The sequence below is a fragment of the Chryseobacterium rhizoplanae genome (assembly GCF_900182655.1).
In the GTDB taxonomy this organism is placed as follows: Bacteria; Bacteroidota; Bacteroidia; order Flavobacteriales; family Weeksellaceae; genus Chryseobacterium; species Chryseobacterium rhizoplanae.
The window spans coordinates 137,460-164,281 of the sequence record NZ_FXTC01000010.1 but is presented as its reverse complement, the minus strand read 5'-3'; the positions used below and the strand labels follow the sequence as shown (position 1 = coordinate 164,281).

The window sequence follows — 26,822 nt, the reverse complement described above, 5'->3', positions numbered from 1 at the left end:
TTCTTAATGACCAAATGTTTTGAAAGAAAATTTTAAAGTTTTTTAAGTAACCTTAATCCCTCTCTCTACCTCAATCACCCTACTCCTGCGCTCCCGTTATTTGGGACTGCAAAGATACAAACTCTTTTTAAACTCACAACTCTTTTTGTAAAAAATTTTAAAGTTTTTTCGCCTGTCTCTTTTTGAAGTATCCTAATGTCTTAGCTTATCTAAAAGCTCTTCTGCGCTACTGATATACTCTCGTTTTTCAGTGGGGCAAAGATAACAACTTATTACAAAGCAAAACAAGTTTATTTAACATAAATTTTACCGTTTCGTAATATTTAACCCTAATCTACTGAAACAAAGGAACAAAAATTTTAAACAAATGTTTGGAAGGAGACGGGAGAGTTGGAGGGTTTGAGCGTTGGAGAGGGTTTTAAGGGTGCGAGATGCGGGGTGCGGGGTATGAGTGAGGGTGAATAATTCGGGATGAGAGTATTATATAATTATATAGAATAGCTTTTTAAAAGTTTTGGCTGCGGTATAGTCTTTATAATCATTATTATTCTAGCATTGTCATTCTGTAGGAGTCTGGACAAAACTCTTCCGTAAAATTTATAATAGCACAGATATAACCTTAATTAAAATGCTTCGACTCAGCTCAGCATGACACTGCGAATACTAACTGCTAAAAAAATCTTAAACCTCATACTGGCAACTTACTTCCTTTAAGGGCTTTCGTAAAGAAGTTGGGATTCCAGCTGACACAATGGGAACAGAGATTTATACTCACTAACCACATTCTATAGAAATCAGGAATATGAAAATTCAACACCAATGTTCCTTTTCTGCATAGAAACACGAAACTCGAAACCCTCCTACCCCAAAACTCATCATTCATCATTCATCATTTATAAATTCTCTCCCTAGCCCTGATAGAAATGGTTACCCCACAGCCTGGGTTGGAGAGCAGGTGGTTTGAGCGTTGGAGAGGGTTTTAAGGGTGCGAGATGCGGGGTGCGGGGTATGAGTGAGGGTGAATAATTCGGGATGAGAGTATTATAATTATATAGAATAGCTTTTTAAAAGTTTTGGCTTCGGTATAGTCTTTATAATCATTATTATTCTAGCATTGTCACTCCGTAGGAGTCTGGACAAAACTCTTCTGTAAAATTTATAATAGCACAGATATAACCTTAATTAAAATGCTTCGACTCAGCTCAGCATGACACTGCGAATACTAACTGCTAAAAAAAATCTTAAATAGTATCCTGGCAACTTACTTCCTTTAAGAGCTCTCGTAAAGAAGTTGGGATTCCAGCTGACACAATGGGATTAGAGATTTATACTCACTAACCACCTTCTATAGAAATCAGGAATATGAAAATTCAACACCAATGTTCCTTTTCTGCATAGAAACCCGAAACCCTCCTACCCCGAAACTCATCATTCATCATTCATCATTCATAATTTATAATTCCTCCCTAGCCCTGATAGAAATGGTTACCCCGCAGCCTGGGTTGGAGAGCAGATGGGTTTGCGCGTGGGAAAGTATCGGCGCGAGGAGTAGGAATGGATAGCAGGATAAAGCTCCTGAAAAAAATCGTACTATATAATAATGAATAGTAAAGGTTATACTTATATATAGTAATGAAAGATATTAAATAAAAAAGAAAGTACCGACAGCAGCCTTTGTTTCCTTTCTATAATAGGTTTTTCATCCTTATGATTTACCTTTTCAACTATTACCATAGATGTAATTGTCATAAAACCGGCCATCATCTTTTTTTGATTTCATACATTTGTAGTGCATTCCGGATTCTAAGGAGTGAAATGAGTTTTATATGACAGACAGAAAATATAAGGAAACGGTTCATACTGATAAAAACCAATACGAATATATTACGATAACACATGACGAAAATAACGTCAGAATTTATACTTTGAAAAATGGGTTGAAAGTTTTTCTTGCCCAAAATTTCGATGCTCCGAGAATACAGACTTTTATTCCTGTAAGAACCGGAAGCAATAATGATCCTGCAGATAACACAGGACTGGCTCATTATCTAGAGCATATGATGTTTAAAGGGACTTCACAAATCGGAACTCAAAACTGGGAAAGGGAAAAAGTACTTCTGGACCAGATCTCAGCATTGTATGAAGAGCATAAAGCAGAACAGGATCCCGAAAAGAAAAAAGAAATATATAAAAAGATTGATGAAGTTTCTCAGGAAGCCAGCCAATATGCCATTGCCAATGAATATGACAAAGCTATTTCTTCTTTGGGAGCTACAGGAACGAATGCGCATACGTGGTTTGATGAAACAGTATATAAAAACAATATCCCGAACAACGAGCTTGAAAAGTGGCTGAAAATAGAAAAGGAGAGATTTTCTGAAATTGTACTTCGTCTTTTTCATACGGAACTGGAGTCTGTATATGAAGAGTTCAACAGAGCTCAGGATAATGATACAAGGCTTGTAAACTATGAATTGATGAGTGCTCTTTTCCCTAAGCATCCCAATGGCCAGCAGACAACACTGGGAAGACCGGAGCATTTGAAAAACCCTTCTATGAAGGCTATTCATAAGTATTTTGATGAATATTACGTTCCTAATAACTATGCTATGGTGCTGGTTGGTGATCTTGATTTTGAAGAAACCATTCAATTAGTTGATCAATATTTTGGCACTTTACCTTATAAAGAGCTTCCGAAAAAGACACCGATTATTGAACAACCTATTACAGAGATTGTCACAAGAACGGTGAAAAGCCCCACTACTCCACGCACTCAACTGGCATGGAGAACGGAAAGCTATGGAACAAGAAATGCCATGCTTGCAGATGTTGTTGCGAATATCCTCAGCAACAGAGGTGAAGCCGGATTACTGGATCTGCACATCAATCAGACTCAAAAAATGCTTTGGGCTCAGGCATTTTCCGTAGGTTTAAGACAATATGGATATTTTTCTATTGTAGCCGTACCTAAAGAAAATCAAACTCTGGAAGAAGCAAAGAACATGGTCCTGGAGGAAATTGAACTGATAAAGAAAGGTGATTTCCCGGACTGGATGCTGCCAGCCATCATCAATGATTTCAAAATTCAGAGAATGAAAGGCCTTGAAACAGCAGAAGGGCTTGCTACGAACCTGTACGATTCTTATATAAAAGGAAGAACATGGGAGCAGGAACTGAATGAGATGGATGAATATGCTGCTTTTACGAAGGAAGATGTAGTAAATTTCGCCAGGGATTTTTTCAAAGAAAATTATGTTGTTGTCAATAAAGAAAAAGGCGTCAACGACCTATTAATCAGAGTTGAAAACCCGGGTATCACGCCTGTAAAAATCAACAGGGATACTCAGTCTGATTTTTTAAGAGAGATTTTAATGGATAAGACGGAGGATATAAAGCCTGAATTTATCGACTATCAGAAAGAGATTGCCACCGATCAGCTTAACGGAAAGAAATTAAGCTTCGTAAAGAACAACTATAATGATATTGCACAGCTGCATTTCATTTTCCCTTTTGGAAGTGATAATGACAGAGATCTCGGAATTTCCACTCAGTTGCTGCAATACCTGGGTACGGATACGCTTTCGCCCGAAGATTTAAAAAAGGAATTTTTTAAAATCGGGATCAGCAATGATTTCAAAACCACAAATGACCAGTTGATTATTTCTCTGAGCGGACTGGAGGAAAATATAGAAAAGGGAATTACTCTTCTGCAGCACTGGATGCATGATGTAAAACCAGATCAGGAAATCTACAATCAGTTTGTGGGAACTGTACTGGAAAACAGAGAGGCTATCAAGAAGGATAAAAACCGTATTATGACAGCGCTGACCAATTATACCAAACTGGGTGTTCAGTCACGTTTTACGGATGTTATTTCGAAAAAGGAACTTGAAAGCAGCAATTCTGAAGTATTTACTGACAGAATGAAAAAGCTTTTCAAATATCCATATCAGGTATTCTTCTATGGTAAAAACTTTGAGAATTTCAAGGGATATATTGGTCAGTATATAGAAACTGAAAGTCTTCAGATACCGGAAGCTAAACAATATCCAGAGCCCGCCACCGGAGGAAATGTAAATTTCATCAATTATGATATGGTTCAGATGGAAATGAGCAAGATTGGAAAGGGAAATCTGGTGAATCCGCTTCATTTTGGAAAGATCAATGTATTTAATGAATATTTTGGACGGGGATTATCTTCAATTGTTTTCCAGGAGATGCGTGAAAGTAAGAGTCTTGCTTATTCTGCTTACGTTTCTTATGCAGCCAACTCTGAACTTAACCATCCTGATTATGTAACAACTTATATTGGAACTCAGCCTGACAAACTTATGATTGCTGTGGATACGCTGAATGAACTGATGAACGAACTTCCTGAAGTGCCTATTCAGTTTGAAAACGCCAGAAATGCTGCTCTGAAACAGATTGCTTCAACAAGGATTACCCGAAATAATATATTTTTCAATACATTAAGATTGAAGAAACTGAATATTCATCATGATTTCAGAAAAGATATTTATAAACAGATCCAGGATCTGAAATTTGAGGATATCAGACATTTTTATCAGACAGAAGTGAAGTCCATAGATTTTAATACAGCCATTATCGGTAAAAAAGAAAATCTGAATATGGAAGCCGTCCATAAAATGGGAACATTTAAAGAAGTAAGTCTGAAAGATATTTTCGGACATTAAAAAAACAAACCGCCTGATAGCATTATCGGGCGGTTTGTTTTTTTAAATGATGAATGATAATTGATCAGTGATAATTCATAATTTATAATTCTATTACGTCATCATACAATCCCCGTCTCCATCCTGATAGTTGGGATTAAAATTGTCGGGAAGTAACTCCAACAGCTGTTGATGAAACAGATATTCTCTTTTAAAATCACGGTCATAGATATGGGAAAACGTTTTTGATTCCTGTATTGCCTTATTCAGGCTGGTCTGGTAACTGGTAAATCCTTTCACTTTATTGGTAACGATGAAGTAATTTAAAAACCTGACAACCTGAGCCAGATCAGAAGTTGAAAAAAGGTAAGGAATTTTAAGGTATCCATCGCGGAGCTGCAATAGTAAGCAAGCTTTGAGGTGATTATTCTGATCGAAAATCTTAATCCAAAAATATTTAAATGTACCCGCAAAACTTGAAAAGAGATATCTTTCATCTTTTTTACCTTCCAACACCCATGGATAATCTATAAAAGTATTGATTTCATCTGCATTGCGTACCCCGGAAAATTCAGTCATAAAATCAGCACTTTCTTTGTCTATATGAGGAAGAACTTCATATTTAAAATCCGGTTTCTGTATGGATAAGTTTTTTATTGAGATGAATACATTGGCAGCAGCATCCAAAGTCTGAAAAAGCGGTTTCAATGGTTGTGTTCCCGGTTTTTTTTCAGGAATCATTTTAGCGGCATCGGTTCTGAAGTAATACCTCTTCCCCTGTTTAGGAAAGACATATTCAAAAACACCCATGATATTGTAAAGTGCTTCTGCTTCTTTGGTAAATTCTGTAATGGCAATTCTACCTTCGTATTCTTCAAAAACCTTTTTCAGCAATGCTTTTGCGGGTCTTTTTTTCCGGTATTCAGGGTTTGCATACAAAGTGCTCAGCCACGCATATCTGATTTCTTTTCCATCAATGACAAAATAATCCGGGAAGCATCCTACATAACCGATCAGTCTTTCTTCAGAGAAAGCCAGAATAAGAAGGGTATCTTCCTCTGATGCTTTAGGATTCCGAATATGGGACAATGCTCGATGTTTCGTAACAGGAAGAAAATCATACTGCAAAAATGCTCCGGATGATATAAAATCTTCCAGTTCTTTTCTGTTGAATGTTTTCAGCGTTATCATTTTCTCAGAATCGTATTTTTATTAATCAGCTTTTTCAGTTTGAAGTATGCCATTTCTTTTTTCAGTATCTGTTCTCCGCTCTCCCCCATTTCCATTGGAATTCTTTGAAAATTTCTCTTCACACTATCCAGCTTTATCCCTGCACAGCCAAAACTGCAGTAGATTTCTTCATTTTTAAAAAGCTCATCAAAAAAATCTTTCTGAACTTCAAAATCAGTAAACGGAAATGCAAAACTTTCATAGAGGAACCCGTTTTCTTTCAAATAAGCAAAAGTCTTATCCGTAGTTTCCATCTGTTCTTTCAAAGATAAGTCTCCGTATTTCGGGTGATCCCAGCTGTGAGACGAAATTCCGAAACCTCTTCCGGCAAGTTCTTTTAACTCTTCTGTGCTTAAATAGGGTTTGAATTCTTTTGAATAGGCATTAAAATCCACTTCAAGTTTTTCAGCAAGCTGATCCAGAATATCTTTTTCCTGATAATTTACAGATAAAATCTTCTTCTTTAAAATGCTTCTATCGGCGTTCTGCAGCGATAGCATAAAATAAATTTCAGGATCAATGGTTTTCTTTTTTTCAAGAGCATCCGCAAGAAGACTGGCCTTGCATCTGAACATCATATCTTTATTGTCTATAAAAGCAGGGTTTACAAAATTGCAGGCATAAATTCCCTTTCGTTCCAAAATGGGAGCCGCAATATCATAAAACTCTCTGAAACCGTCATCAAACGTAAGCAGGGCAATCTTTTTCTCAGGTTTAAAATCCCCGGACATACAATCTTTGAACTCCTGCCAGTTGACAAACCGGAAATTCTTTGCAAGATGATCAAGATCTTCTTCAAACTGTTTTGTATTCTTATAACGGATCACATGTTTTATATGGGGAAGTTCTCTGTCGGAAACACTGTGATAAAGTGGTAAACAGTAATCCAGCGGAAAAGATTTCCCGATATTATCAGATTCAAAAGCTGCCAAAACATTGATGATCCTGTCTTTCATCTTATTTAAAATAAAAAAGAATCTATTCAAAGCTCAGTTCAAATAGATTCTTAAAGGTATAACTTTTAAAAATTATTTTATAATTTTCATTTCATCAACAAGCCACTTTGAGTCAGCGAACTTTTCGATGATGAAAAGGATATATTTTGTGTCTACCATGATGTTTCTGCTGAAACGTGGATCATAGTTGATGTCACTCATGGTTCCTTCCCACTGTCTGTCGAAATTCAATCCTACAAGATTTCCGTTGGCATCAAGAGCGGGGCTTCCTGAGTTTCCTCCGGTGGTGTGGTTCGTTGCAGTGAATCCTACAGGAACGTCACCTGTTTTATCTTTATAGTTACCGAAATCTTTTTTGTTGTAAAGGTCAATCAGTTTCTTTGGAACATCAAATTCGTAATCTCCCGGAACATATTTTTCCATTACTCCTGCCAGGTGAGTCTGATATCCATAAGAAACCGCATCTCTAGGTGTAGACCCTTTTACTTTACCATACGTTACACGAAGCGTTGAGTTAGCATCCGGGAAGAATTTTCTGTCTTTATCCGTCTGCATCTGCTGTGCCATGAACTTTTTCTGTAAAGCATCAATTTTTGCCTGCATTGAAGTATACTGTGGATCTGCAGTTTTCATATACGTTTCTTTCATAGAAACATACAGCTGATAAATAGGATCTTTCTTTAAAGTCTTGATCAGTTTATCCTGGTTAGAAAACGCTTTATCAATATCTGCTGTCAATGTTCCCCCATTCACAGCAGCTCTTCCTGTGATGATAGAATTTTTAGACATATCTTCTATTACAGGAATATTCGGGCTTTCATCTTTATATTTGCTGAAACCAGCCGGTAAAAACTGGGGTGCTGTTTTATTAGCGTATAAAGCCAGTAATTTTGCGGTTACTTTAGCATCAAGCTCTGCACTGTAATCTTTGTAAAAAGAGGTTAATTTTGTTTTTAGCTTTGTAAGTTCCTTTTCATCCATTCTTCCCGCTTCTACAGAAGCTACAAAGTCATAATAATCACCGGCCAGCTTCAAAGTCTCAGCATTTCTTACCACTTCTGTAAAATAAGCATTGTTTAATGCATAAGGTGCCTGATCATTGTACAGTTTATTCAACTGATCCAGTGTATTTTTGATCTCCGGATTTTTAGCCACCAGAGAACCTTCATACATTACTTTCTTTTCTACTGCATTGGATTTTTTCAATCCTTCTACTTCACCGATCCATTTTTTCCAGTAGTTCGCTACAGAAGCGTATTTTGAAGCATATTTGATACGTGTTTCATTGTCAACACGCATTTTTTCGTCCAATGTTTTTAAAGCAACATCACGTACCGCAATTCTTGCAGGATCAATATCCTTCATGATTTTCTCTACGCCAACTGCAGGAAGATATTCTGTAGTTTTTCCCGGGAATCCGAACACAAAAGTAAAATCGTTTTCGTTTTTATCTTTTATAGAAACCGGTAAGTAGTGTTTTGGAACGTAAGGTACGTTGTCTTTTGAATATTCTGCAGGCCTGTTGTTCTTATCTGCATAGATTCTGAACATAGAGAAATCTCCCGTATGTCTAGGCCAAACCCAGTTATCTGTATCACTTCCGAATTTCCCGATGCTTTGAGGCGGCGCTCCTACAAGACGGATATCTTTATAGGTTTCGATGGTGTAAGCATAGTATTTGTTTCCATAATACATTGGCTTTACCATGATCGATTGGTAAGATTCAATTTTCTGAGCGTTTTTATAAACCTCAATATTGTTGTTAATCCTTTTAGTCAATTCAGGTTCCGTCAGGTTGTCTGTACCTTCCAAAATCTGATCAGTAACTTCTTTTATATCTACAATAAAGTCTACTTTTACGCCCGGATTAGGCAATTCTCCCTGTGTATTTTTTGCCCAGAATCCGTTTGAAAGAAGGTCATTCTGAACGGTAGAATGCGCCTGAATCTGACCGAAACCGCAGTGGTGATTGGTTAAAAGCAGTCCTTTAGGCGAAATAATTTCTGCAGTACATCCGCCGTTAAACTGTACTACCGCATCCTTTATGCTTGGTTTCTGAGGGTTGAAAATATCTTTTGCAGAAATCTTCATTCCCAAATCCTTCATTTCCTTTTCATTCAGCTCAATAGGAATCCACATTCCTCCATATTGTTGTGCAAATGCCATTGCAGCTGGCAAAAGAAATACAGATAAAAGTATCTTTTTTGTCATAATCAAAATTTTGCCCGAATTTACAAAGAAAAATAAGAATAGACCTTATAAAACAGCCGGAAAAGTTGTTAAGAGTAGGTTTTTGTAAAATGTATTAATGAAGGGAAAGCAGAAAATTCATTTCATGATCTATACAGTAAACCCGAACCATATACTGACAACTATCAACCAGCAACATTAAACATTAAACATTAAACATTAAAACCTCCCCTCTGGCTTAGTTTTTGTTGATTGGAAGTAACTTTATTATTAAAAACCTATTTAAATCTATTATTATGATGAAAAGCAAAATGCTCATGTTGGGAATGGGAGCGGTTTTATTCCTTGCTTCATGTTCTAAAAAAGAAACGACTGAAACAACCGGTACAACCACAGATTCTGCAACTGCTGTTCAACCCGCTGCTACAGACAGCATCACGAAAGCTACTCCAACAGCAGCTGGTGATACTTCTGAAAATGCACTGGACTGGGCCGGTACTTATGAAGCCACAGTTCCTTGTGCTGACTGCCCGGGAATCAAGACTTCTTTAACATTGAATAATGATAAAACATTCAGCATTTCTGAAGAATATCTTGACAGAAATTCAAAGAACCAGGATAAAGGCTCTTTTGCATGGGATTCTACGGGAAGCATGATTACTTTAAAAGGTAAATCTGCCAATTATAAATATAAAGTGGGTGAAAATATGCTGATCCAGCTTGATATGGAAGGAAAAGAAATTGATGGTCCCAACAAGGATCTCTATGTATTCAAGAAAAAATAAAAATAAAGGCTTCGGCCTTTATTTTTTTGCTTTTATATCTTCTAAAACTGATAGGCTTTGATTTTCGGGTCATCTACCAGACGTCTGATTACTTCTTCATGACGGGAATTTTTGCCGGTAAGACGCCAGATAACGGTTAAACTTTCCGGTGAATACTGCTGTTTGATCATCAGGTATTTCAGGTGGTGTTCTTTAAAGATATTTTCACAATATTGAATATCCGCAGAACCTGTCACAGCAATTTTATATTCCCTTACTTTATTATAATTATCAATGAAATTCTGCAGGTAAGTTAATACATTCAAAATAACTAATACCAAAGCGGTTCCCAACATTGCAATATAAATGTATCCGGAACCTACCGCCATTCCAATAGAAGCCGTTGCCCAAATAGTGGTTGCTGTGGTAATTCCTTCAATTTTATTGTCTCCTTTGAAAATAACTCCCGCCCCCAGAAATCCGATTCCTGTAATGATATTGGCTGCGAGACGATCCGGATTTCCAACGCCTATTTTGATGGAAAGAATGGTAAACAGGCAGGCACCGAAACAAACCAGTATAAAAGTTCTGAGACCCGCAGATTTATTACGGTATTCACGTTCAGCACCAATAAACAGTCCTAAAATAACAGAAATAAGAATGAGTAATAATTCATTTTTGACAGCGTAATGGTCCTGAAGAAAATCCATTTTTTATAATTTAAACCTAGAATAAAATTACAATAAAAATTTATCTTTTGGGTTATCAATGAACTTTGTTTGGGGCAAGAAGATTTTATTTGACTGAAAACTTTCGTAATATTACAGGTTAAATGTAAAAGGCAGATACAGGAGTTATGAAACCTACATTTTTTTCAACAAAGGAAGCATTCAGAAAATGGCTTGAGAAGCACCATCAGGATGAGAAAGAACTCTTAACGGGATTCTACAAAACCGGAAGTGGAAAACCTTCTATGAGCTGGTCTGAATCTGTAGATCAGGCTTTGTGTTTTGGCTGGATTGACGGCGTAAGAAAATCCATAGATCATGAAAGTTATTCTATACGTTTTACACCAAGAAAACCTTCCAGCATCTGGAGTAACATCAATATAAAGAAAGTTGAAGAGCTCACCAAAGCAGGATTGATGACTCCAGCAGGGCAAAAAGCATTTGACCTTAGAAAAGAGAACAAATCCGGAATTTATTCCCATGAAAAAGCAGAAGTTACTTTTGATCCTGTTTATCAGAAACAGTTTAAGAATCATCAGGCTGCCTGGGAATTTTTTGAAAGCCAGGCGCCTTCTTATAAAAAGGTAATTATACACTGGATTATGAGTGCCAAACAGGAAAAAACAAGGCTTTCACGGCTTGAAAAAGCTATTGATACAAGTAAACAATCAAAAAGATTAGAATAAAAAAATTATTATGGATAAAGAAATTTCACACTTCTGGTTAGGGTATTTCAAGAATGAAGAAGAATTTTATAGTTTCGTAGAAGAGGATGAAAATTATTATATAGAAGAGGAAACTGATGATCAGTATGTTTCAAAATTCGCAGAATCACAAAACATCAAATGGTTTGATGATGATTTTATAGAGTATGGTTTTGAAGATGAAAGACTTAGTCTTTATGACAAGTTTGCAGAATATTCTTATGCTGACCAATGGCTTCCAATCCTGGAAAACAAACTGAATGAGTTAAGTCTGGATACTCCAGTGAATGCTATCATTTTTGCAACAAGATTTGTAATTCCTAATCCTGTTTCTGTAGAGAATGATGATTATTCACTGCATTATGTGGGTGAAATAGAATATGACATTTAGCCTTCAAATGAAAAGAGCTTCAATAAAGGATTACCGGAATCTTCTGAAGGTTTTTGTAATCCTTTTAGATTATGGTGTGATCAGAAAAGAGAAGGTTATTAGCTGGGCTGATTCCATATTGGCATCTGAGAATGAATCTGAATATGCATTCATTGAGCTTTCCACTTGTGCAAATACACACGATATCATACAGGTCTTAAACAAGAATACTCTTGATTCAGATTCAGAAATCACATCCAGAGCTGTATTGGGAATTTTATATCATCTGCTAGATGAGAATAAAGTAGTTTTAAAAAATATCTTTGAAACCGCCACCCATATTTCTTACGAAGAACGGCTTACCGATGAAGAGCAATTTCTTCTTTACCGTTTTGATGAATATATCGACCTTTTTGAAAACGGAGTATTTGAGAAATTAAATCTTTTTAAAACTAATTTTGAGGAATTACTAGGTATATATAAAGATTTCAAACTTGATAATCCTCATCAATGGGTAACGATTAATGAGAAGATAAAACAGGATCTGCAAATAAAACTTGAAGCTTTCAAAAGTGGTTATCATTACTAAAAACAGCTTATGGAAAAGTTCAGGTAAAAAAGGAGAGATATTTATTTGAAAATGTTTCCCTGGATCATGTTGTCAGTAATGCATACGATTCTGTAGAAAAAAAATAAAACTTCCGCCCAAAAGACAGAAGTTTTTTATTTAAAGTATGATTTGCAATATTGATTAATGAGCTTCCAGCCAGTTGTCTCCTACTCCAATTTCTACTAACAACGGAACCTGCGTTTTTAAAGCATTTTCCATTTCAGTTTTAATCAGTTTTGAAGCGGCTTCAATCTCATCTGTTGGAGATTCAAATATCAATTCGTCATGTACCTGAAGCAGCATTTTTGTTTTTAGCTGTTGTTCTTCAAGTTCTCTGTCTATTTTAATCATCGCAAGCTTTACAACATCTGCGGCACTTCCCTGAACCGGTGCATTTACTGCGTTTCTTTCCGCATGTCCTCTTACCACGAAATTGTTGGAATTGATATCTTTCAAATGACGTTTTCTTCCTAATATGGTTTCTACAAAACCAAGCTGACGTGCTTTATTCACCTGCTCGGCCATGTATTCCTTCAGTTTTGGATAGGTTTCAAAATACGCTTCAATCATCTGCTTGGCTTCTGTACGGGACAATCCGGTCTGTTCTGCCAATGCAAAAGCTCCCTGTCCATAGATAATACCAAAGTTTACAGTCTTTGCCTGGCTTCTCTGGGTTTTGGAAACCTCTTCCAAAGGAATTTTAAAGAGTTTTGCAGCTGTGGAAGCGTGGATATCTTCTCCGTCCTGGAACGCTTTGATCATATTATCCTCTCCCGAGATTTCAGCAATTAAACGAAGTTCAATCTGTGAATAATCGGCAGAAATAATTTTCTTTCCTTCTCCTGAAACAAAGGCCCCACGAATCTGTTGTCCTCTCAAAGTTCGGATCGGGATATTCTGCAGGTTCGGATTTACACTCGCCAGACGGCCAGTAGCGGCTGTAGTCTGTGAGAAATTGGTATGTACCCTGTTATCTTCTTTATCAATCTGTGATGGCAGAGCATCTACATAAGTTGATTTTAATTTCTGATAAGTTCTGTATTCCAGAATATGCTTAATGATCTCATGCTTTGAACTTAATTTCTGAAGAACATCTTCTGAGGTTGCATATTGTCCTGTTTTTGTTTTTTTGGCTTTCGGATCCAGCTGCATTTTTTCAAACAGGATTTCTCCCAGCTGTTTTGGCGAATTCATATTGAATTCTTCTCCGGAAAGTTCAAAAATTGTGGTTTCTAATTGCTTCAGGTCATTTTCAAGATCTACACTTTCCTGTGCCAGCCATTTTTCATCCAAAGAAATACCTGCCAGTTCCATTTTTGCCAGGACTTCCATCAATGGCATTTCAATATTATAGAAAAGCTCTTCCAGATTTTCTTTTTTCAGCTGTGGTGCAAAAAGTTCATATAATTGGAAAGTAATATCTGCATCTTCTGCTGCATAATCTGTCTGTGTTCTCAGATCTGCATCTCTGAAGCTTCCCTGTTTCTTACCTTTTTTCCCGATAATGGTTTCTATGGATACAGGTTTATAGTTCAGGTATACTTCTGAAAGGTAATCCATACCGTGTCTTCCGTCCGGATTCAACAGGTAATGGGCAATCATGGTATCAAACATTGCTCCTTTAACGGTAATGTCGTATTGTTTTAAAACTTTATAATCGTATTTCAGATTGTGGGCGATTTTCAGCAGGTCTTCTTTTTCAAAAAACGGCCTGAAAATCTCTAACGTCTGCAGCACTTCAGCTCTGTCTTCAGAAAGCGGAATATAATAGGCAAGTCCTTTTTTATAGGAAAAACTCATTCCCACCAATTCTGCCTCCAGTTCGTTTAATGAAGTGGTTTCCGTATCAAAGCAAACCACTTTTTGCTGTAACAGATTATCAACTAATTTTTTTTGAGCCTTGGGATTATCAATGAACTGATAGAGATGATCGTTCTGTTCAATGGTAGATTTTGTAGAAGTAGCCTGTTCCAGCTCTTCAAAATTGGCAAAAAGATCAAGCTGCATCACCTGTCCTTTGATTTCTGTACCGGCAGGAGTCTGCTTCACTTCTACTTCGCTCACCACCACTGTTTCTGTTGGAGCAGGTGCAAAAGCTCTGTAAAGATTTTCGTAAAGTCTTCTGAATTCTATTTCATCAAAGACTTCTTTTACTTTTTCAAAATCCGGGGTTTCCAGATCATATTGTTCCTGATGGAATTCTACAGGCGCATCACAGATAATGGTTGCTAATTTTTTAGATAAAATACCACGTTCTGCAGAAGCTTCCACTTTTTCTTTCAGCTTCCCTTTCAGCTTATCAGTATTGGCTAGTAAAGTTTCAATATTTCCAAATTCTTTCAGGAACTTCATCGCCGTTTTTTCTCCCACACCTTCCAGCCCGGGAATATTATCCACTGCATCTCCCATCATAGCAAGGAAATCAATTACCTGCTTAGGGTCTTCAATCTCGTATTTTGCTTTTACTTCTTCTACTCCGAGAATTTCAATATCACCACCTTTTAAACCTGGTTTATAAATTTTAATGTTATCTGTAACCAGCTGTGCAAAATCCTTATCCGGTGTTACCATGAAAGTGGTATATCCTTCCTTTTCTGCTTTGCACGCAATAGTACCTATTACATCATCCGCTTCATAACCTTCCACTCCCAGGCGTGGAATATGCATGGCTTCAAGAATTCTGTGGATATATGGAACAGCAATTTTAATTGCCTCAGGAGTTTCGCTTCTGTTGGCTTTGTAATCCGAATAGTCATCAGTTCTTACACTCGCCTGTCCTACGTCAAAAACTACTGCCAGGTGGGTAGGTTTTTCCCTTCTGATCAATTCGATCAAAGAATTGGTAAAACCAAAGATCGCAGAAGTATCCACCCCTTTACTGGTGAGTCTCGGATTCCTGATTAATGCGTAATATCCTCTGAAAATCATCGCATAGGCATCGATGAGAAACAGCCTTTTATCTTGTGTTGCGTCCATATTTTGAATAATGAACAAATATAAGAAAATAGGAGTAAAAGTTGGTAGTTTGAGGAAGGGTTTCGGGGATGGAGATTCAAGGTTCAAGGTGGAGGTGCATGAAAACACAAGAACAGTATACCGTCGGTATACTGTTCTTTTTTTTTAAAATTGTATTGGGATTATTTACCTGTAGAAGGCCATAGTCCTGCGTACTGAGAAGTACCGTAGTCAATAGTTTCAGCACTGATTACGAAGCTGATCAGCATACTGTTGCTGTCTACTGCATCGAAATCTACTTCGTGCTGGATTACGTATCCGTTCTCCCATTTCAAAGTAATTAATGTTCCTTCTTCGTGAGATTTGTTGAAAGTGATTTCTCCTACTGTTGGCTTGTATTTACCGTTTAGCAAGCTTTCAAGGATGTCTGACTTTTCAGTAGCTTCTACAGTAACCTTGATTAATGCGTTAGAAGGATCTGATGCTACACGTCCTGATACGTCTGTAGATCTTGATACACTGTAGTTCATTTTTAACAGTTTCTGTCCTTCACCGTTGTTGAATTTTAAGATTCCTCTTGAATTTCTTTCTGCCATGATTGTAAATTTTAATCGTTAGTAATAAATTGTTATTCAATAATTATATAACAAAGATAGCTCCCTTGTTTTTGAAAAAAAAGCATTTGAACAGAAATATGAAAAAGTGTAGTAATTGTACGATTTGATGTAGTAGTTCTACGATTTCATGTCGTAATTCTACGACAAAAGATTTAAAATAAATTATAACACACTATAAATAAACATATTAAATATTATAAGGAAATATGAAAATTTCATCAAATATACCACCAATAAGAGAAATAAAATGTCAAAAAAACAACTTTACAGGAATTAAATTCGTTCTTTTTATTCACTGCATATATGAACAGGTAGAGACTAGAGAATATGTATTATTCATTCCCTCTTTTATAAACAACCTGATCTTATATAAAAAAACAGAACAGTAAACCCGGATGAGTATACTGTTCTGTACCAATTTTATTTTTACTAAGATGATGAATAGGCTTATTTACCTGCTGAAGGCCATAGTCCTGCGTACTGAGAAGTACCGTAGTCGATAGTTTCAGCGCTGATTACAAAGCTGATCAGCATACTATTGCTGTCGATTGCATCGAAGTCTACTTCGTGTTGGATTACATATCCGTTTTCCCAGTTCAAAGTAATCAATGTTCCTTCTTCGTGAGATTTGTTGAATGTAATTTCTCCTTTTGTAGGCTTGTATTTACCGTTTAACAAGCTTTCAAGGATGTCAGATTTTTCAGTAGCTTCTACTGTTACTTTGATCAATGCGTTAGAAGGATCTGATGCTACACGTCCTGATACGTCTGTAGATCTGGATACGCTGTAATTCATTTTTAACAGCTTCTGTCCTTCTCCTCCGTTGAATTTTAAGATTCCTCTTGAATTTCTTTCTGCCATGATTGTAAATTTTGATCGTTAATATTTTGTGATTCGGTGATTGTTTAGCAAAGATAGAGGCTCTTTATTGCTAAAAAAAACTTTTCAATATAAATCTGAGAAATTGTAGTAGTTCTACGATTTCTTGTCGTAATTCTACGACAATGGATTTAAACATCAAATTAAACCACTGGATACAAACACATTACGTAAAAAAAAGAAGAGTTATAAAAAATAAAACATTTCACAAATTAAAGACAAATAACACCCCGGAATAACTATATTCTTAACCGTTTTATGATGTTATTTTCCTTTAACCCTGTTTACATCTTCCTGATAAAGGTTTTCTCCGTAATTTTTTTTGAAATTTACTGATAGCTTGTCTTTAGGGTTTAACGATTCATATTGTTTTATTCTGAGCTTTGCTTCTTCCAATGTGTCCTTCTTATATGGGAACAAGACATTATATTTCTCAACCAGCTGTTTTTTAATTCTGAATAATTTTTCATAATAAGGAGAGTCAGGCAGATTACGATCATTTTTCTGCTTTTCCTTATACTGAATATAATCTGCAATTGGGCAAAGGTTTGTTCCTTTTATTTTAGGCAATCCTCCTTTAGCCAGAAAGTATTCAGCCATATCCAGATCATCTCTGGCAGCGCTTTCCATAATATTGCTTCCGTTATAAGAAACATTATTGATGTCAGCTCCATTCTGAAGTAAGTAATCAATCATTTTCTTTTCGGTACTTTCATCACCTCCAAGGGTCATTGCATCGGATAACGGGGAATTCCCTAAAGCCGGGTTAGGATTGGCTTTGTATTTAAAAAGCAATTGCAGCATTTCGTAATTACTAAGTGCTACGGCATGATTCAAAGGAGATTCAAGACCTTCATGAGGCACTATGATATTGGGATCAGCCCCCAGCTCTAAAAGCTTTTCCATTGCTTTTAAATCTTCAATAATGGAAGCATACATCAGTAAGGTATATCCTGTATTTTCCTGCAATTTATTGATGTCAATATTTTTTTCCTTAATGAGCTCTTCCATGCCTTTAAGATCTCCGTCAAACATTTTCTGGGCAGCTGATAAAGCGTCTCCTGTAAACATTCTTGAAGGAGGATATTGATTTCTGTTTTCGTTTTTACGCGACCTAAGATTAAAATCTGAGCAGGAAAAAAGTGTCATGATGGAAAGTATTATTAAAATAAATGGTTTCATATTATATATTATTAGCTACAACATCAGTATTTATAGTGGCCAGCATTGCCTGAAATGCATCATTATATGCGCTATGTCCGCTTCCAATGGTTTTGATTCCAAGCCCTTCATTATCATCAATGTACCCGAAAATTTCATGCTGTTGTCCTAAAGCCCTTGGAACACCTCCTGTTAAACCTCCGAAAATTGCAATTTTGTTAAGCCCCGGAATTCTGGATAAAGCCAATGTAGAGAGCAGACCTTCCCTGTTATTTTGCAGCCCGTTAAGAATATCATTACTTGTACTGTAATTGATAATGTTTGAAGTTGATTTTACAGCTCCTTTTTTATCGAGATAATCGAGTGTATTGCCGTGTACTCCTCTTGCATTGAAGGTGTATCCGGGAAGCCCTGTATAATAGGATGCCATGGCGCTGTTTCCTCCTCCTAATGAATGTCCGGTAAATTTCACTTTTCCTCCGGTAGCATAATCCATTTTTTCAGCGAGCATTCTCGTTTTTTCTATCTGAGGGGTTGCAAAACCAAGAGCCTGCCCTCCATCTTCAATGAGCCAGTCATGATAAAACTGCATTCCTTTAGGTTCGGATCCCCTGAACGCCACAAAATAATCTCCTGTTTCTTTATTATAATATAAAGAGGAAAAGAAACCGTTATCTTTATTGGTGTTGAAATCTTTGCTGGTTAACACCCCGGGACCGAACAGCTTATCCAGCTCAGCCTGATCATCTGTATTGATTCTTGTATAGCCCTCAATACTGGTATTTTTCCCGTTATTATCCTCGTAAGAATCCTGGGCCATTCTACTGGCAATAGAGGCTTCCTGTAGCTGGGCAACAGGTAAATGAAAGGTAATTTTACCTCCTATGAAACAGTGTAAACTGGAATTTTGCAACAGAGGTTTTTTATTTTCAATTTTTACTTTGGGATGGGTATTCTGCCAGTCGCTTCCCTTACATAAAAATGAACAGATATTGAGGCAGTCATCTATGAGGGCGCTTCCTGCCCAGGCTGCTGCAGCTAAAACAAAAAGCCCACCGGAGAAAGCTGCTGCGACTGCTACACCAGCTAAAGCCCCTGCCATCATCATTTCAGGACAAATAAAATTATCTTTAAACCGGTCCTTTTCCGTAGCCATCAGCTTAGCTCCCTTTTTCAATTTTACCGAAGACTGGGAACTGACTCCAATGCCTATAAGTCTACGGCCTTTACTACAAGTAAGCGGAGTATCCTGTGCGATATATAATTGACTCATAGTGATGGTATTAATTGTTATTTTTTATTTAACTTTATATGGTATCTGCAAACATAGATCATCTTTTCATTGAGTTCTTCTTTCACATGGAATATCACCTCTGATAATACAGAATCTTCATTATAAACATACTCTCCCTCAATGGCGTACTTATATTCCAAAGCATTTCCAAGCGTTCTCTGATATTTATCTTTATAAATACTTTCAAAGCTGGACTGGTTGCCTTTACTTTTGCCATCCAGTTTAACAGTGAAACCCCCTTCTTTATTTTTTAAAATTCTATATAAGGAACTATACTCAAGTTCTTCCCCCGGAAAAAGGGTTGACAAAGCTGTTCTTACAGGAATTTCATCTGTAAAACTTCCTCCGCAGAATACAGGTAAAGGATAAAACATGATCTGATACAAAAAATTTAGTTTGATATTACGATCTATATTGTTAAATTCCTGATCATAGATCTGAATAAATGCCTTGTAACTTTCTTTTACCAGCTCAAAAAAATGCAGGTCCTTTTTTATCTCTTCCCACCTGCTTACAATTTCATTTTTATTGGTTACTTCATGAATACTTTTATCGGTATTTAAAGATAATTCAATAACCTCGGTCGCTTTATTTATTTTTTCGAGGATTTCATAAAACGGTTGCATCTGCCCGTCTGCCTGAATATATCGCTGGGTAGAAGACTGTATGGTAATATGGTTATATTCTCCCGGCATTACTATCCAGTCTTCTTCTATTTCCGTCTCGTTGGCTTTCCCTGTACCTAAAGTAAGATAGGATTTAATATTGATATTATATTCTCCTTTTTTATACCAGGCATATTTAAATCCTGACAGCTGGTCATTTTTTTCAACTTTATTCGGGTCCAAAGTCATGTTTTAATACGTTTTAGAATACATTCGCGACATCAGTTAATATCAACATTACTTCCAGTAATAAATATATCTCCTGTAGCATTCATTGAGGTCACTGCTTTACTGTGAATACTCAGGTTATCCTGTGTTACCAGTAATGCATTTTTTAGTGAATTCAAATCCAGCATTCCTTCTTTTGCAGATATAGTAATCCCCTCTTTAGTAATTGTAATACTATTTTCACCAACTTTTAATTCAATTTTTGTTTTTCCTTCCAGAGAAATATTTCCGCCAGCGTCCATTGTCAGGACTGAATTGGCTGCCCCGCCTTCTTTTCCTCCAACATTGATGGAATTTGTACTGCCGGCATTTACTGTATTATTATTTCCTACGTTTACCGTTTTATTGTTATTGGCATTAGTCTGCGCATTTCCTGCCCCGTCAAACTTCATATTGGCCCCGCCCTGATCTGTTAGAAAAACAGAGCCTTCACCATCATTTAATTCTAATTTATTTCCACTTCTGCTGCTTAGGCTTTTTATATTGTTACCGGCTCCTCCACCGCCACCGATTCCACCATGGAACATTCCTCCCATCACAAACGGACGATCCGGATGCTGATGTACAAAGTTGACAATAACCTGATCTCCCACTTCCGGAACAGCCATAAATCCTCTGTTCTTACTTACCTTATCACTACTTCCCGCATCCGGGGTCATTACGCGGATAAATTCAGTAGTATCAGGTCCGCTTTGCCAATCGAACTGCACCCGCACTCTTCCCTGATTTAAAGGATCGGTATTTGAAATTACTTTTCCAAACTGGGCTTCTGCTTTTGGCATCTGAAATTCGGGACGTGGGATAAATCCTGTATCTGCTGCAATCGCTTCAAATTTGCCATCATAGTAGCCCCTGGCATCTACTTCGTGAGTGACTTCTATAATCATCAACTTTGTAAAATAAGCAGTCTCATTACTCTCTGATTTACGCATTTCAATATCTGCGGTACATCCCGGGTATAAGAAAGGAACTGTTGTAGTTCCCGAAGTAATAAAAACTTCTGAAGCTTTGCTTCCTGCGGTTCCCTTCTGGGAAGCATCAATATCCATAAAGGAAGAAGCTTTAATAGGGGCAACTCTCAAAGAAGGGGTGGTAAAAGTTTTTTCTGATATTTCGTACGCACGTCTTGCAATATCTGATGTATGGTTAATTTTTGAACTGCCAGCTGTCAACTTCTCATTTTTACTGCTGTTATAGCCATAAAAAGTAGGACTTACATGCTGAGCCTTCATTTTGATGGCAATATCACTTACACTGCTTCCATAAGTAAGCCTGACTGGTTTTTCCTGAGGCGGCAGTTTCCCGAAGTGCAAAACTTCCCCATCATAATAAAACTGCTCTCCATAGGCTTCGGCCATTCTGGCGAGAAAATTATAATGGGTTTCTTCATATTGTGAACTGTACGATATATTTCCATGCTGGGCATCTACTCTGAAATCGAATTTATGCTTTCCCAGCCCTTCTTTAATTACCTGATCAGCAATACTGTTCAGACTTACAGGCTGGTTCCCTCCAAAACTCTGAATATGAGGGGCAGCATCCAGAAGTACAGTGGGGCTGTAACCTTTGATCATAATATTTCCAAGACTTCCTTTTTCCTGGCTGAATCCCACTTCTGTAACCACTCCTACAAAATTACGTTCAGCTCCTTTCTCAATATCTTTATATTTGAAAACAACTGTGATTCTTTTTCCTAAAAATTTCTGGGCTTCTTCCAGATTGTGGTTTTCCGGTTTACCCAAGGTATCATGGGCCAGCATCAGGCTGAACTCATGGTGCCTGGTAGCACTCTGCACCAGCTTAAAATGCTTGAAATGATTAATGATCTTTCCTTCTATGATGACATCGAGCTTGATAACCCGATTGATCCCTGCTATATAACTCTGAGAGATAGCTTCTGCATTATGTATTTTTGAAGTAGGCTGCTTAGCCCACACTTTTGTCTCAACAACGGAAGGATCATTGGAAACCAGCGTTTGATTCAGAAATTTACCTGTTTCTTGTGCCGGGTTTAAATACTGCGTGGTTTCAGCTGTTTTTTTTATTTTATCCCCTGCTTTACTTACCTTTTCCTCTGCTTTTGCAACCGCATTTTCCTGTGCAGTTTTTTTAATTGTCTCTGTATTCTGGCTGATAGATTGCTGAGAATTCTTTACTTTAATTTTATCATCTTGAAACATAGTGTTGCGTGTTTAAGTTAATAAATATTGAATTGAAACCATAGGTATAATTACCGGCTCTGTACATTCCAGATATTGGTTTCTATTTTAGTGGTTATTTATCTGAAACTTATTTTAAAGCAGAAAACAGAACAGCGTCTCTTACCCGCTGTTCTGTACCAATTTTATTTTTACTAAGATGATGAATAGGCTTAATTACTACCTGTAGAAGGCCATAGTCCTGCGTACTGAGAAGTACCGTAGTCGATAGTTTCAGCGCTGATTACAAAGCTGATCAGCATACTGTTGCTGTCGATTGCATCGAAGTCCACTTCGTGCTGGATTACATATCCGTTTTCCCAGTTCAAAGTAATCAATGTTCCTTCTTCGTGAGATTTGTTGAATGTAATTTCTCCTTTTGTAGGCTTGTATTTACCGTTTAACAAGCTTTCAAGGATGTCAGATTTTTCAGTAGCTTCTACTGTTACTTTGATCAATGCGTTAGAAGGATCTGATGCTACACGTCCTGATACGTCTGTAGATCTGGATACGCTGTAATTCATTTTTAACAGCTTCTGTCCTTCTCCTCCGTTGAATTTTAAGATTCCTCTTGAATTTCTTTCTGCCATGATTGTAAATTTTGATCGTTAATATTTTGTGATTCGGTGATTGTTTAGCAAAGATAGAGGCTCTTTATTGCTCAAAAAAACTTTTCAATATAAATCTGAGAAATTGTAGTAGTTCTACGATTTCTTGTCGTAATTCTACGACAATTGATTTAACAAATCCATTCAAAACGCCACCAGCAAAGGATTTCAACGCATTAAAAAACAACAGTAAAAATAAAAATTTTCCACTTGAGTGAGAAATATTAAGATTCCTTTAATATAAAGTTGGCCTTTTTTTAACAATCAGTTATTGCATAAAAAAAGCAACCAACTTAACATTGATTGCTTTTTTATTTGTATTTTAATTACTGTTGCATACTAGCTCCCTCTTTGATGGAACGAACGAGTATTTTATTTTTTCTTAGCAGAAAATCCGGCATCAGGTCAACCGGAAGATAGAAAGGGCTTTCTCCTTTTTTCTGCAGTTCTTCTACGATGCCGGGATTCCAGGTAAGGATTTTATCCATGTCCACTTTAAGTTCATCAGCAACAACTTTCAGATTGAATCCGGCATTGATTTCTGTTTCTGAAAGCGCAGCAGCCATCACTCTTCTGTTTCCGTCCTCAAAGAAAACTTTGTTGATCCTTGAAGAATTGTAGTTGCTTAAAACACTCTGAAGTTCTCCGGTAGCATAGCATGCATTGAGGTATTTCTTCACATGATTAATGGTTTCTCCGGGAAGGTATTTAGAGAATTCGTGATATTGAGAGGAGCCTGCAGCTTCCATCGCTTTGGCAATATTTCCTTCACCACAGTTATAGGCAGCTACAACAGTTACCCAATTGTTATATTTTTTATAAAGGTTTGCTAATGAGATAACTGCTGTTTTCGTACTTTTATAAACATCGGTACGATTCTGTTCCGTAAGTCCGTATTGGTTGGCATGTGCAGTCATCAGCTGCCATATGCCTACGGCTCCGGCTCCGGAAGTGATGTTTCTGTCGAAATGGGATTCTATCAGGGCCAGGTTTCTTAAATGCTTGGGAAGTCCTTTCTGAAGGAGTAACTGTTCAATAAATTCTACAAGATCTTTATTGGCATTAATGATGCCTTTATATTTTCTCACACTGCTTTCTGACGTATCTGAAGCAGCAAGAAACTGCCCGTTTACACTTATAACAGTTCCCAATAATAGTAAGCCTGTAAAAATATTTCTGACAATGGTTTTCATTTTTTTTGTATTTATAAGCAAAAAGGCAAATGTATTTTTTGCCCTTTCGCTTCCTAATTAATCTACTTTCCAGCTTGGTTTTTCTTCGTCTTTATTCCAATCTACATGAATGGTCTGGCCGGATTTTACTTCTTCTCTGACAATCATTTTAGAGATCGGTCTGGCAAGCTGTGCACGGATTACTCCTGAGATCTGTCTTGCTCCATACTTGCTGCTGAATCCGCCTAATGCAAGGTTTCTTACCGCATCATCACTGATCTTTAAAGTGATTCCCAATCTTGTCAATGAGGTATGAAGTGATTTCAGCTGAATATTGAAGATTCTTTCTGCAATAGATTCTGTGATCGGTGCAAAAGGAATGATCTCTGTGATTCTTGCTAAAAACTCAGGCCTGAATCGTCCTGAATTTGACATTATCTGCATCAGTGAAGATGATTCCGGAATTTTTCCTTCTTCAAATTGCTTTACAATTTCTTCACTTCCGATATTGGAGGTAAACAGGATCAATGCATTGCTGAAATCTCCTTCTTTACCTAATTTATCGTGAACTTTTCCTTCGTCCATAATCTGAAGGAACACATCAAAAACTGAGTGGTGTGCCTTTTCAATTTCGTCAAATAAAACAACGGTATAGGGCTGTTGTCTGATTTTATTGACAAGCATACCTCCTTCTTCGTATCCTACATATCCCGGAGGCGCTCCGTATAGTAAGGCTGCGGAATGTTCTTCTTTAAATTCTGACATATCAAAACGCACCATTGCTTTTTCATCATTGAAAAGTAATTCTGCCATTGATTTTGCCAGCTCTGTTTTACCCGTCCCAGTAGGTCCGAGAAGGAAGAATGACCCAATTGGCTGCCCTGGTTTATTCAATCCGCTTCGGTTTTCTACAATAGCATCGGAAAGAATTTTTAATGCATGATCCTGTCCTACTACTCTGTTTAGTAGAAGAGATTCCATATTCAAAAGTTTTTCTTTTTCCTGAGCCTGGATCTTTCCGATTGGAATATTGGTTTTCGCAGCCATTACAGCGGCAAGTTCAAGTCTGTCTACTTTTTCTCTTTTTTTCGCAGCATGCTGCAGAAGTTCTGCATAGGTATCTTCAATAATCTTCTGAATCTGATCTACCGGCATAGAGTTGTCAATGGCAGGCTGCTCACTCAGCGATCCCCAAAGAATCGGGCTTATTTTATCCCTCAGGAGATTATAAGTCCAGATCAGCTCGTCCGCTTTATCTTTGCTATCTGCATATTCTTCTTCTAAAATAGCATCATAGCTTTCTTTCCAGCTGCTCAATTCTTTTTCTGACAATTCATCAAGCATTTTGATGGCTGCCATTGTTCTGTCTAATAAATCAATAGCGGCATCGGGTAATTTTTTACCTTTTGCATATCTTTTAGCGAGACGCACACATTCCGGAATCGCAGTTTTTTCGACTTCAATACCATGGTGTTTTTTGTAGCCTTCAAGAAGAACATCAATCATTTTCACGCAGGTCTTTTCATCCGGTTCATGTACGGTTAAGACCTCGAAACGACGGTTGAAAGCCTGTTCCGGCTCTATAATTTTTCTATATTCTTCCTGGGTCGTAGCTCCAATTACGGTAATTTCACCTCTGGCAAGCTCAGGCTTCAAAAGGTTGGCAACATTTCCGATGCTTCCTTTCGGGTCTAAAAGGGTATGAATCTCATCAATGAAAAGAATCGCTTTTTCAATTTTCTTACATTCATTGATGACTTTTTTCAGACGGTCTTCAATTTCACCTTTATAAGAAGTTCCGGCTAGCAATGCTCCGGTGTCCAGTTCTAAAAGGGTACCGTTTTTAAGCATTTCGGGAATATTTCCTCTGATAATTTCAGTGGCAAATCCTTCCACCAATGCAGTTTTTCCTACTCCGGGTTCCCCGATGATGATCACATTCGGTTTGCTTCTGCGGCAAAGAATTTCTACCAGCATTCTGAGTTCTTTATCTCTACCGATGATATTTTCAATTTCTCCTTTTCTCGCCTGTGCCGTTCTGTCTACACAATAGCTTTTAATGGAAGGAAAAGAAGAGTCTGAATAGTCTGAACCATTTGAAAATAATGATGAGAAATCACCATCTTCTGAAACGGTAAACGGTGTATCTTTTCTATACAGATTGAATATCTCATGTTCTCTCAACGGAAGTGATTTCAATTGCTGAAGTGAGAACACAACCTGTGGTTTTACAATTGCTGTCAGGATACAAATAGGGGTAATCTCATCCAATCCTAATTTTAAGCGGATATCATCAGCTTCTTCAATAAGATTATCTATCGCATCATCCTGACCTACTTCATCGGGAAGGTGATTGGTCTTAGGATATTCTTCAATACGGACATCTGCCCATTCATAGAAATAGCCGGGATCTTTATCTATACTTTTCAGGAATTCATTGAGTCCGATATCTTTATGCATTAAAGCCTGCAGGATGTGCGGGCCTCCATAGGTTCCGTTATAATTTTCCTTCGCTATCGACTGAGCAATGTGAAATAGTTGCTTTACGGTTTCGTTGGTTACTAGTACTCCCATTTATAATTTTCTTATATTAATATATTTGCGTTCTGTTTTTATGTGCTGATTTGATGGTTTCGATCCATATTTTCCATCCCTTTTATCAGGGTATAAAAAATTGTTCTTTTTATGATGCTAAAATTAGTTATTTTATTCTAAACGATATAAAGATAGTTAATTCTTCAAATAGAGAAGTAACAACGGTGTTTTTTGTTTTTCAATATAATTCTGATGGCGAAGTTTTGTGATAAATTACTCACCTAA

General features: G+C 37.1%; 19 protein-coding genes. 5 read left to right on the top strand and 14 right to left on the bottom strand.

Annotated features, from left to right (window positions below; translation table 11 throughout):
* Positions 1-1,826 precede the first annotated feature (1,826 nt).
* Positions 1,827-4,694 carry a M16 family metallopeptidase gene (locus tag FN817_RS19320; protein ID WP_142719348.1) on the top strand — a complete coding sequence of 956 codons (2,868 nt, stop codon included), beginning with the start codon at positions 1,827-1,829 and terminating at the stop codon, positions 4,692-4,694.
* A 93-nt stretch (positions 4,695-4,787) separates the two neighbouring features.
* On the opposite strand, the gene FN817_RS19315 is transcribed toward FN817_RS19320, so the two are convergent.
* The 3 genes from FN817_RS19315 to FN817_RS19305 all read right to left on the bottom strand — a co-directional run bounded on the left by FN817_RS19315 (position 4,788) and on the right by FN817_RS19305 (position 9,070).
* The gene (locus tag FN817_RS19315; protein ID WP_142719347.1) at positions 4,788-5,864 is read right to left on the bottom strand and encodes a GNAT family N-acetyltransferase; all 1,077 of its coding nucleotides are present in this window, start codon (positions 5,862-5,864) and stop codon (positions 4,788-4,790) included.
* On the bottom strand, positions 5,861-6,859 hold the full coding sequence (locus FN817_RS19310) for a polysaccharide deacetylase family protein (protein WP_142719346.1): 999 nt from the start codon (positions 6,857-6,859) through the stop codon (positions 5,861-5,863). The genes FN817_RS19315 and FN817_RS19310 overlap by 4 nt, the downstream gene beginning before the upstream one ends.
* A 72-nt stretch (positions 6,860-6,931) precedes the next feature.
* A complete protein-coding gene (locus FN817_RS19305) occupies positions 6,932-9,070 on the bottom strand; it encodes a S46 family peptidase (protein WP_142719345.1) in 2,139 nt (712 codons plus the stop codon).
* A gap of 275 nt (positions 9,071-9,345) precedes the next feature.
* On the opposite strand from FN817_RS19305, the gene FN817_RS19300 reads away from it, so the two are divergent.
* Positions 9,346-9,834, top strand: a complete 489-nt coding sequence (locus FN817_RS19300; protein ID WP_228451611.1) for a copper resistance protein NlpE — start codon at positions 9,346-9,348, stop codon at positions 9,832-9,834.
* Positions 9,835-9,875: 41 nt separating this feature from the next.
* On the opposite strand, the gene FN817_RS19295 is transcribed toward FN817_RS19300, so the two are convergent.
* Positions 9,876-10,523 carry an MgtC/SapB family protein gene (locus tag FN817_RS19295; RefSeq protein WP_142719344.1) on the bottom strand — a complete coding sequence of 216 codons (648 nt, stop codon included), beginning with the start codon at positions 10,521-10,523 and terminating at the stop codon, positions 9,876-9,878.
* A 146-nt stretch (positions 10,524-10,669) separates the two neighbouring features.
* Between FN817_RS19295 and FN817_RS19290 the strand changes: the two genes are divergently transcribed.
* From FN817_RS19290 to FN817_RS19280, 3 genes are read left to right on the top strand one after another with little or no spacing between them, the layout of a single operon-like run.
* Entirely contained in the window at positions 10,670-11,227 is a 558-nt protein-coding gene (locus tag FN817_RS19290) for a YdeI/OmpD-associated family protein (protein WP_142719343.1), read from the top strand.
* A 10-nt stretch (positions 11,228-11,237) separates the two neighbouring features.
* A complete protein-coding gene (locus tag FN817_RS19285) occupies positions 11,238-11,636 on the top strand; it encodes an immunity 22 family protein (RefSeq protein ID WP_142719342.1) in 399 nt (132 codons plus the stop codon).
* A 7-nt stretch (positions 11,637-11,643) separates the two neighbouring features.
* Positions 11,644-12,204: a hypothetical protein gene (locus FN817_RS19280; protein WP_142719341.1), complete on the top strand. Its 561-nt coding sequence runs from the start codon at positions 11,644-11,646 to the stop codon at positions 12,202-12,204.
* Between the two features lie 162 nt (positions 12,205-12,366).
* Here the strand turns inward: FN817_RS19280 and polA are convergent, their stop codons facing one another.
* The 10 genes from polA to FN817_RS19230 form a co-directional block, all read right to left on the bottom strand.
* Positions 12,367-15,201: a DNA polymerase I gene (polA, locus tag FN817_RS19275; protein WP_142719340.1), complete on the bottom strand. Its 2,835-nt coding sequence runs from the start codon at positions 15,199-15,201 to the stop codon at positions 12,367-12,369.
* 161 nt (positions 15,202-15,362) lie between these two features.
* Positions 15,363-15,776 carry a type VI secretion system tube protein TssD gene (gene tssD / locus FN817_RS19270; protein WP_047373786.1) on the bottom strand — a complete coding sequence of 138 codons (414 nt, stop codon included), beginning with the start codon at positions 15,774-15,776 and terminating at the stop codon, positions 15,363-15,365.
* A gap of 468 nt (positions 15,777-16,244) precedes the next feature.
* Positions 16,245-16,658 carry a type VI secretion system tube protein TssD gene (tssD, locus tag FN817_RS19265; RefSeq protein WP_142719339.1) on the bottom strand — a complete coding sequence of 138 codons (414 nt, stop codon included), beginning with the start codon at positions 16,656-16,658 and terminating at the stop codon, positions 16,245-16,247.
* 282 nt (positions 16,659-16,940) lie between these two features.
* Positions 16,941-17,858 (bottom strand): ankyrin repeat domain-containing protein, encoded by a 918-nt coding sequence (locus FN817_RS19260; RefSeq protein WP_228451610.1) that lies wholly within the window; start codon positions 17,856-17,858, stop codon positions 16,941-16,943.
* Position 17,859: 1 nt separating this feature from the next.
* Positions 17,860-19,110, bottom strand: a complete 1,251-nt coding sequence (locus tag FN817_RS19255; RefSeq protein ID WP_142719338.1) for a PAAR-like protein — start codon at positions 19,108-19,110, stop codon at positions 17,860-17,862.
* Between the two features lie 17 nt (positions 19,111-19,127).
* Entirely contained in the window at positions 19,128-19,985 is an 858-nt protein-coding gene (locus FN817_RS19250) for a hypothetical protein (protein WP_142719337.1), read from the bottom strand.
* Positions 19,986-20,017: 32 nt separating this feature from the next.
* Entirely contained in the window at positions 20,018-22,204 is a 2,187-nt protein-coding gene (locus tag FN817_RS19245) for a type VI secretion system Vgr family protein (RefSeq protein WP_142719336.1), read from the bottom strand.
* Positions 22,205-22,395: 191 nt separating this feature from the next.
* The gene (gene tssD / locus FN817_RS19240) at positions 22,396-22,812 is read right to left on the bottom strand and encodes a type VI secretion system tube protein TssD (RefSeq protein WP_047424455.1); all 417 of its coding nucleotides are present in this window, start codon (positions 22,810-22,812) and stop codon (positions 22,396-22,398) included.
* Between the two features lie 344 nt (positions 22,813-23,156).
* On the bottom strand, positions 23,157-24,023 hold the full coding sequence (locus FN817_RS19235; protein ID WP_142719335.1) for a lytic transglycosylase domain-containing protein: 867 nt from the start codon (positions 24,021-24,023) through the stop codon (positions 23,157-23,159).
* A 57-nt stretch (positions 24,024-24,080) separates the two neighbouring features.
* Complete coding sequence (locus FN817_RS19230) at positions 24,081-26,576, bottom strand: ATP-dependent Clp protease ATP-binding subunit (RefSeq protein ID WP_142719334.1); 2,496 nt, start codon at positions 26,574-26,576, stop codon at positions 24,081-24,083.
* Positions 26,577-26,822: the final 246 nt, after the last annotated feature.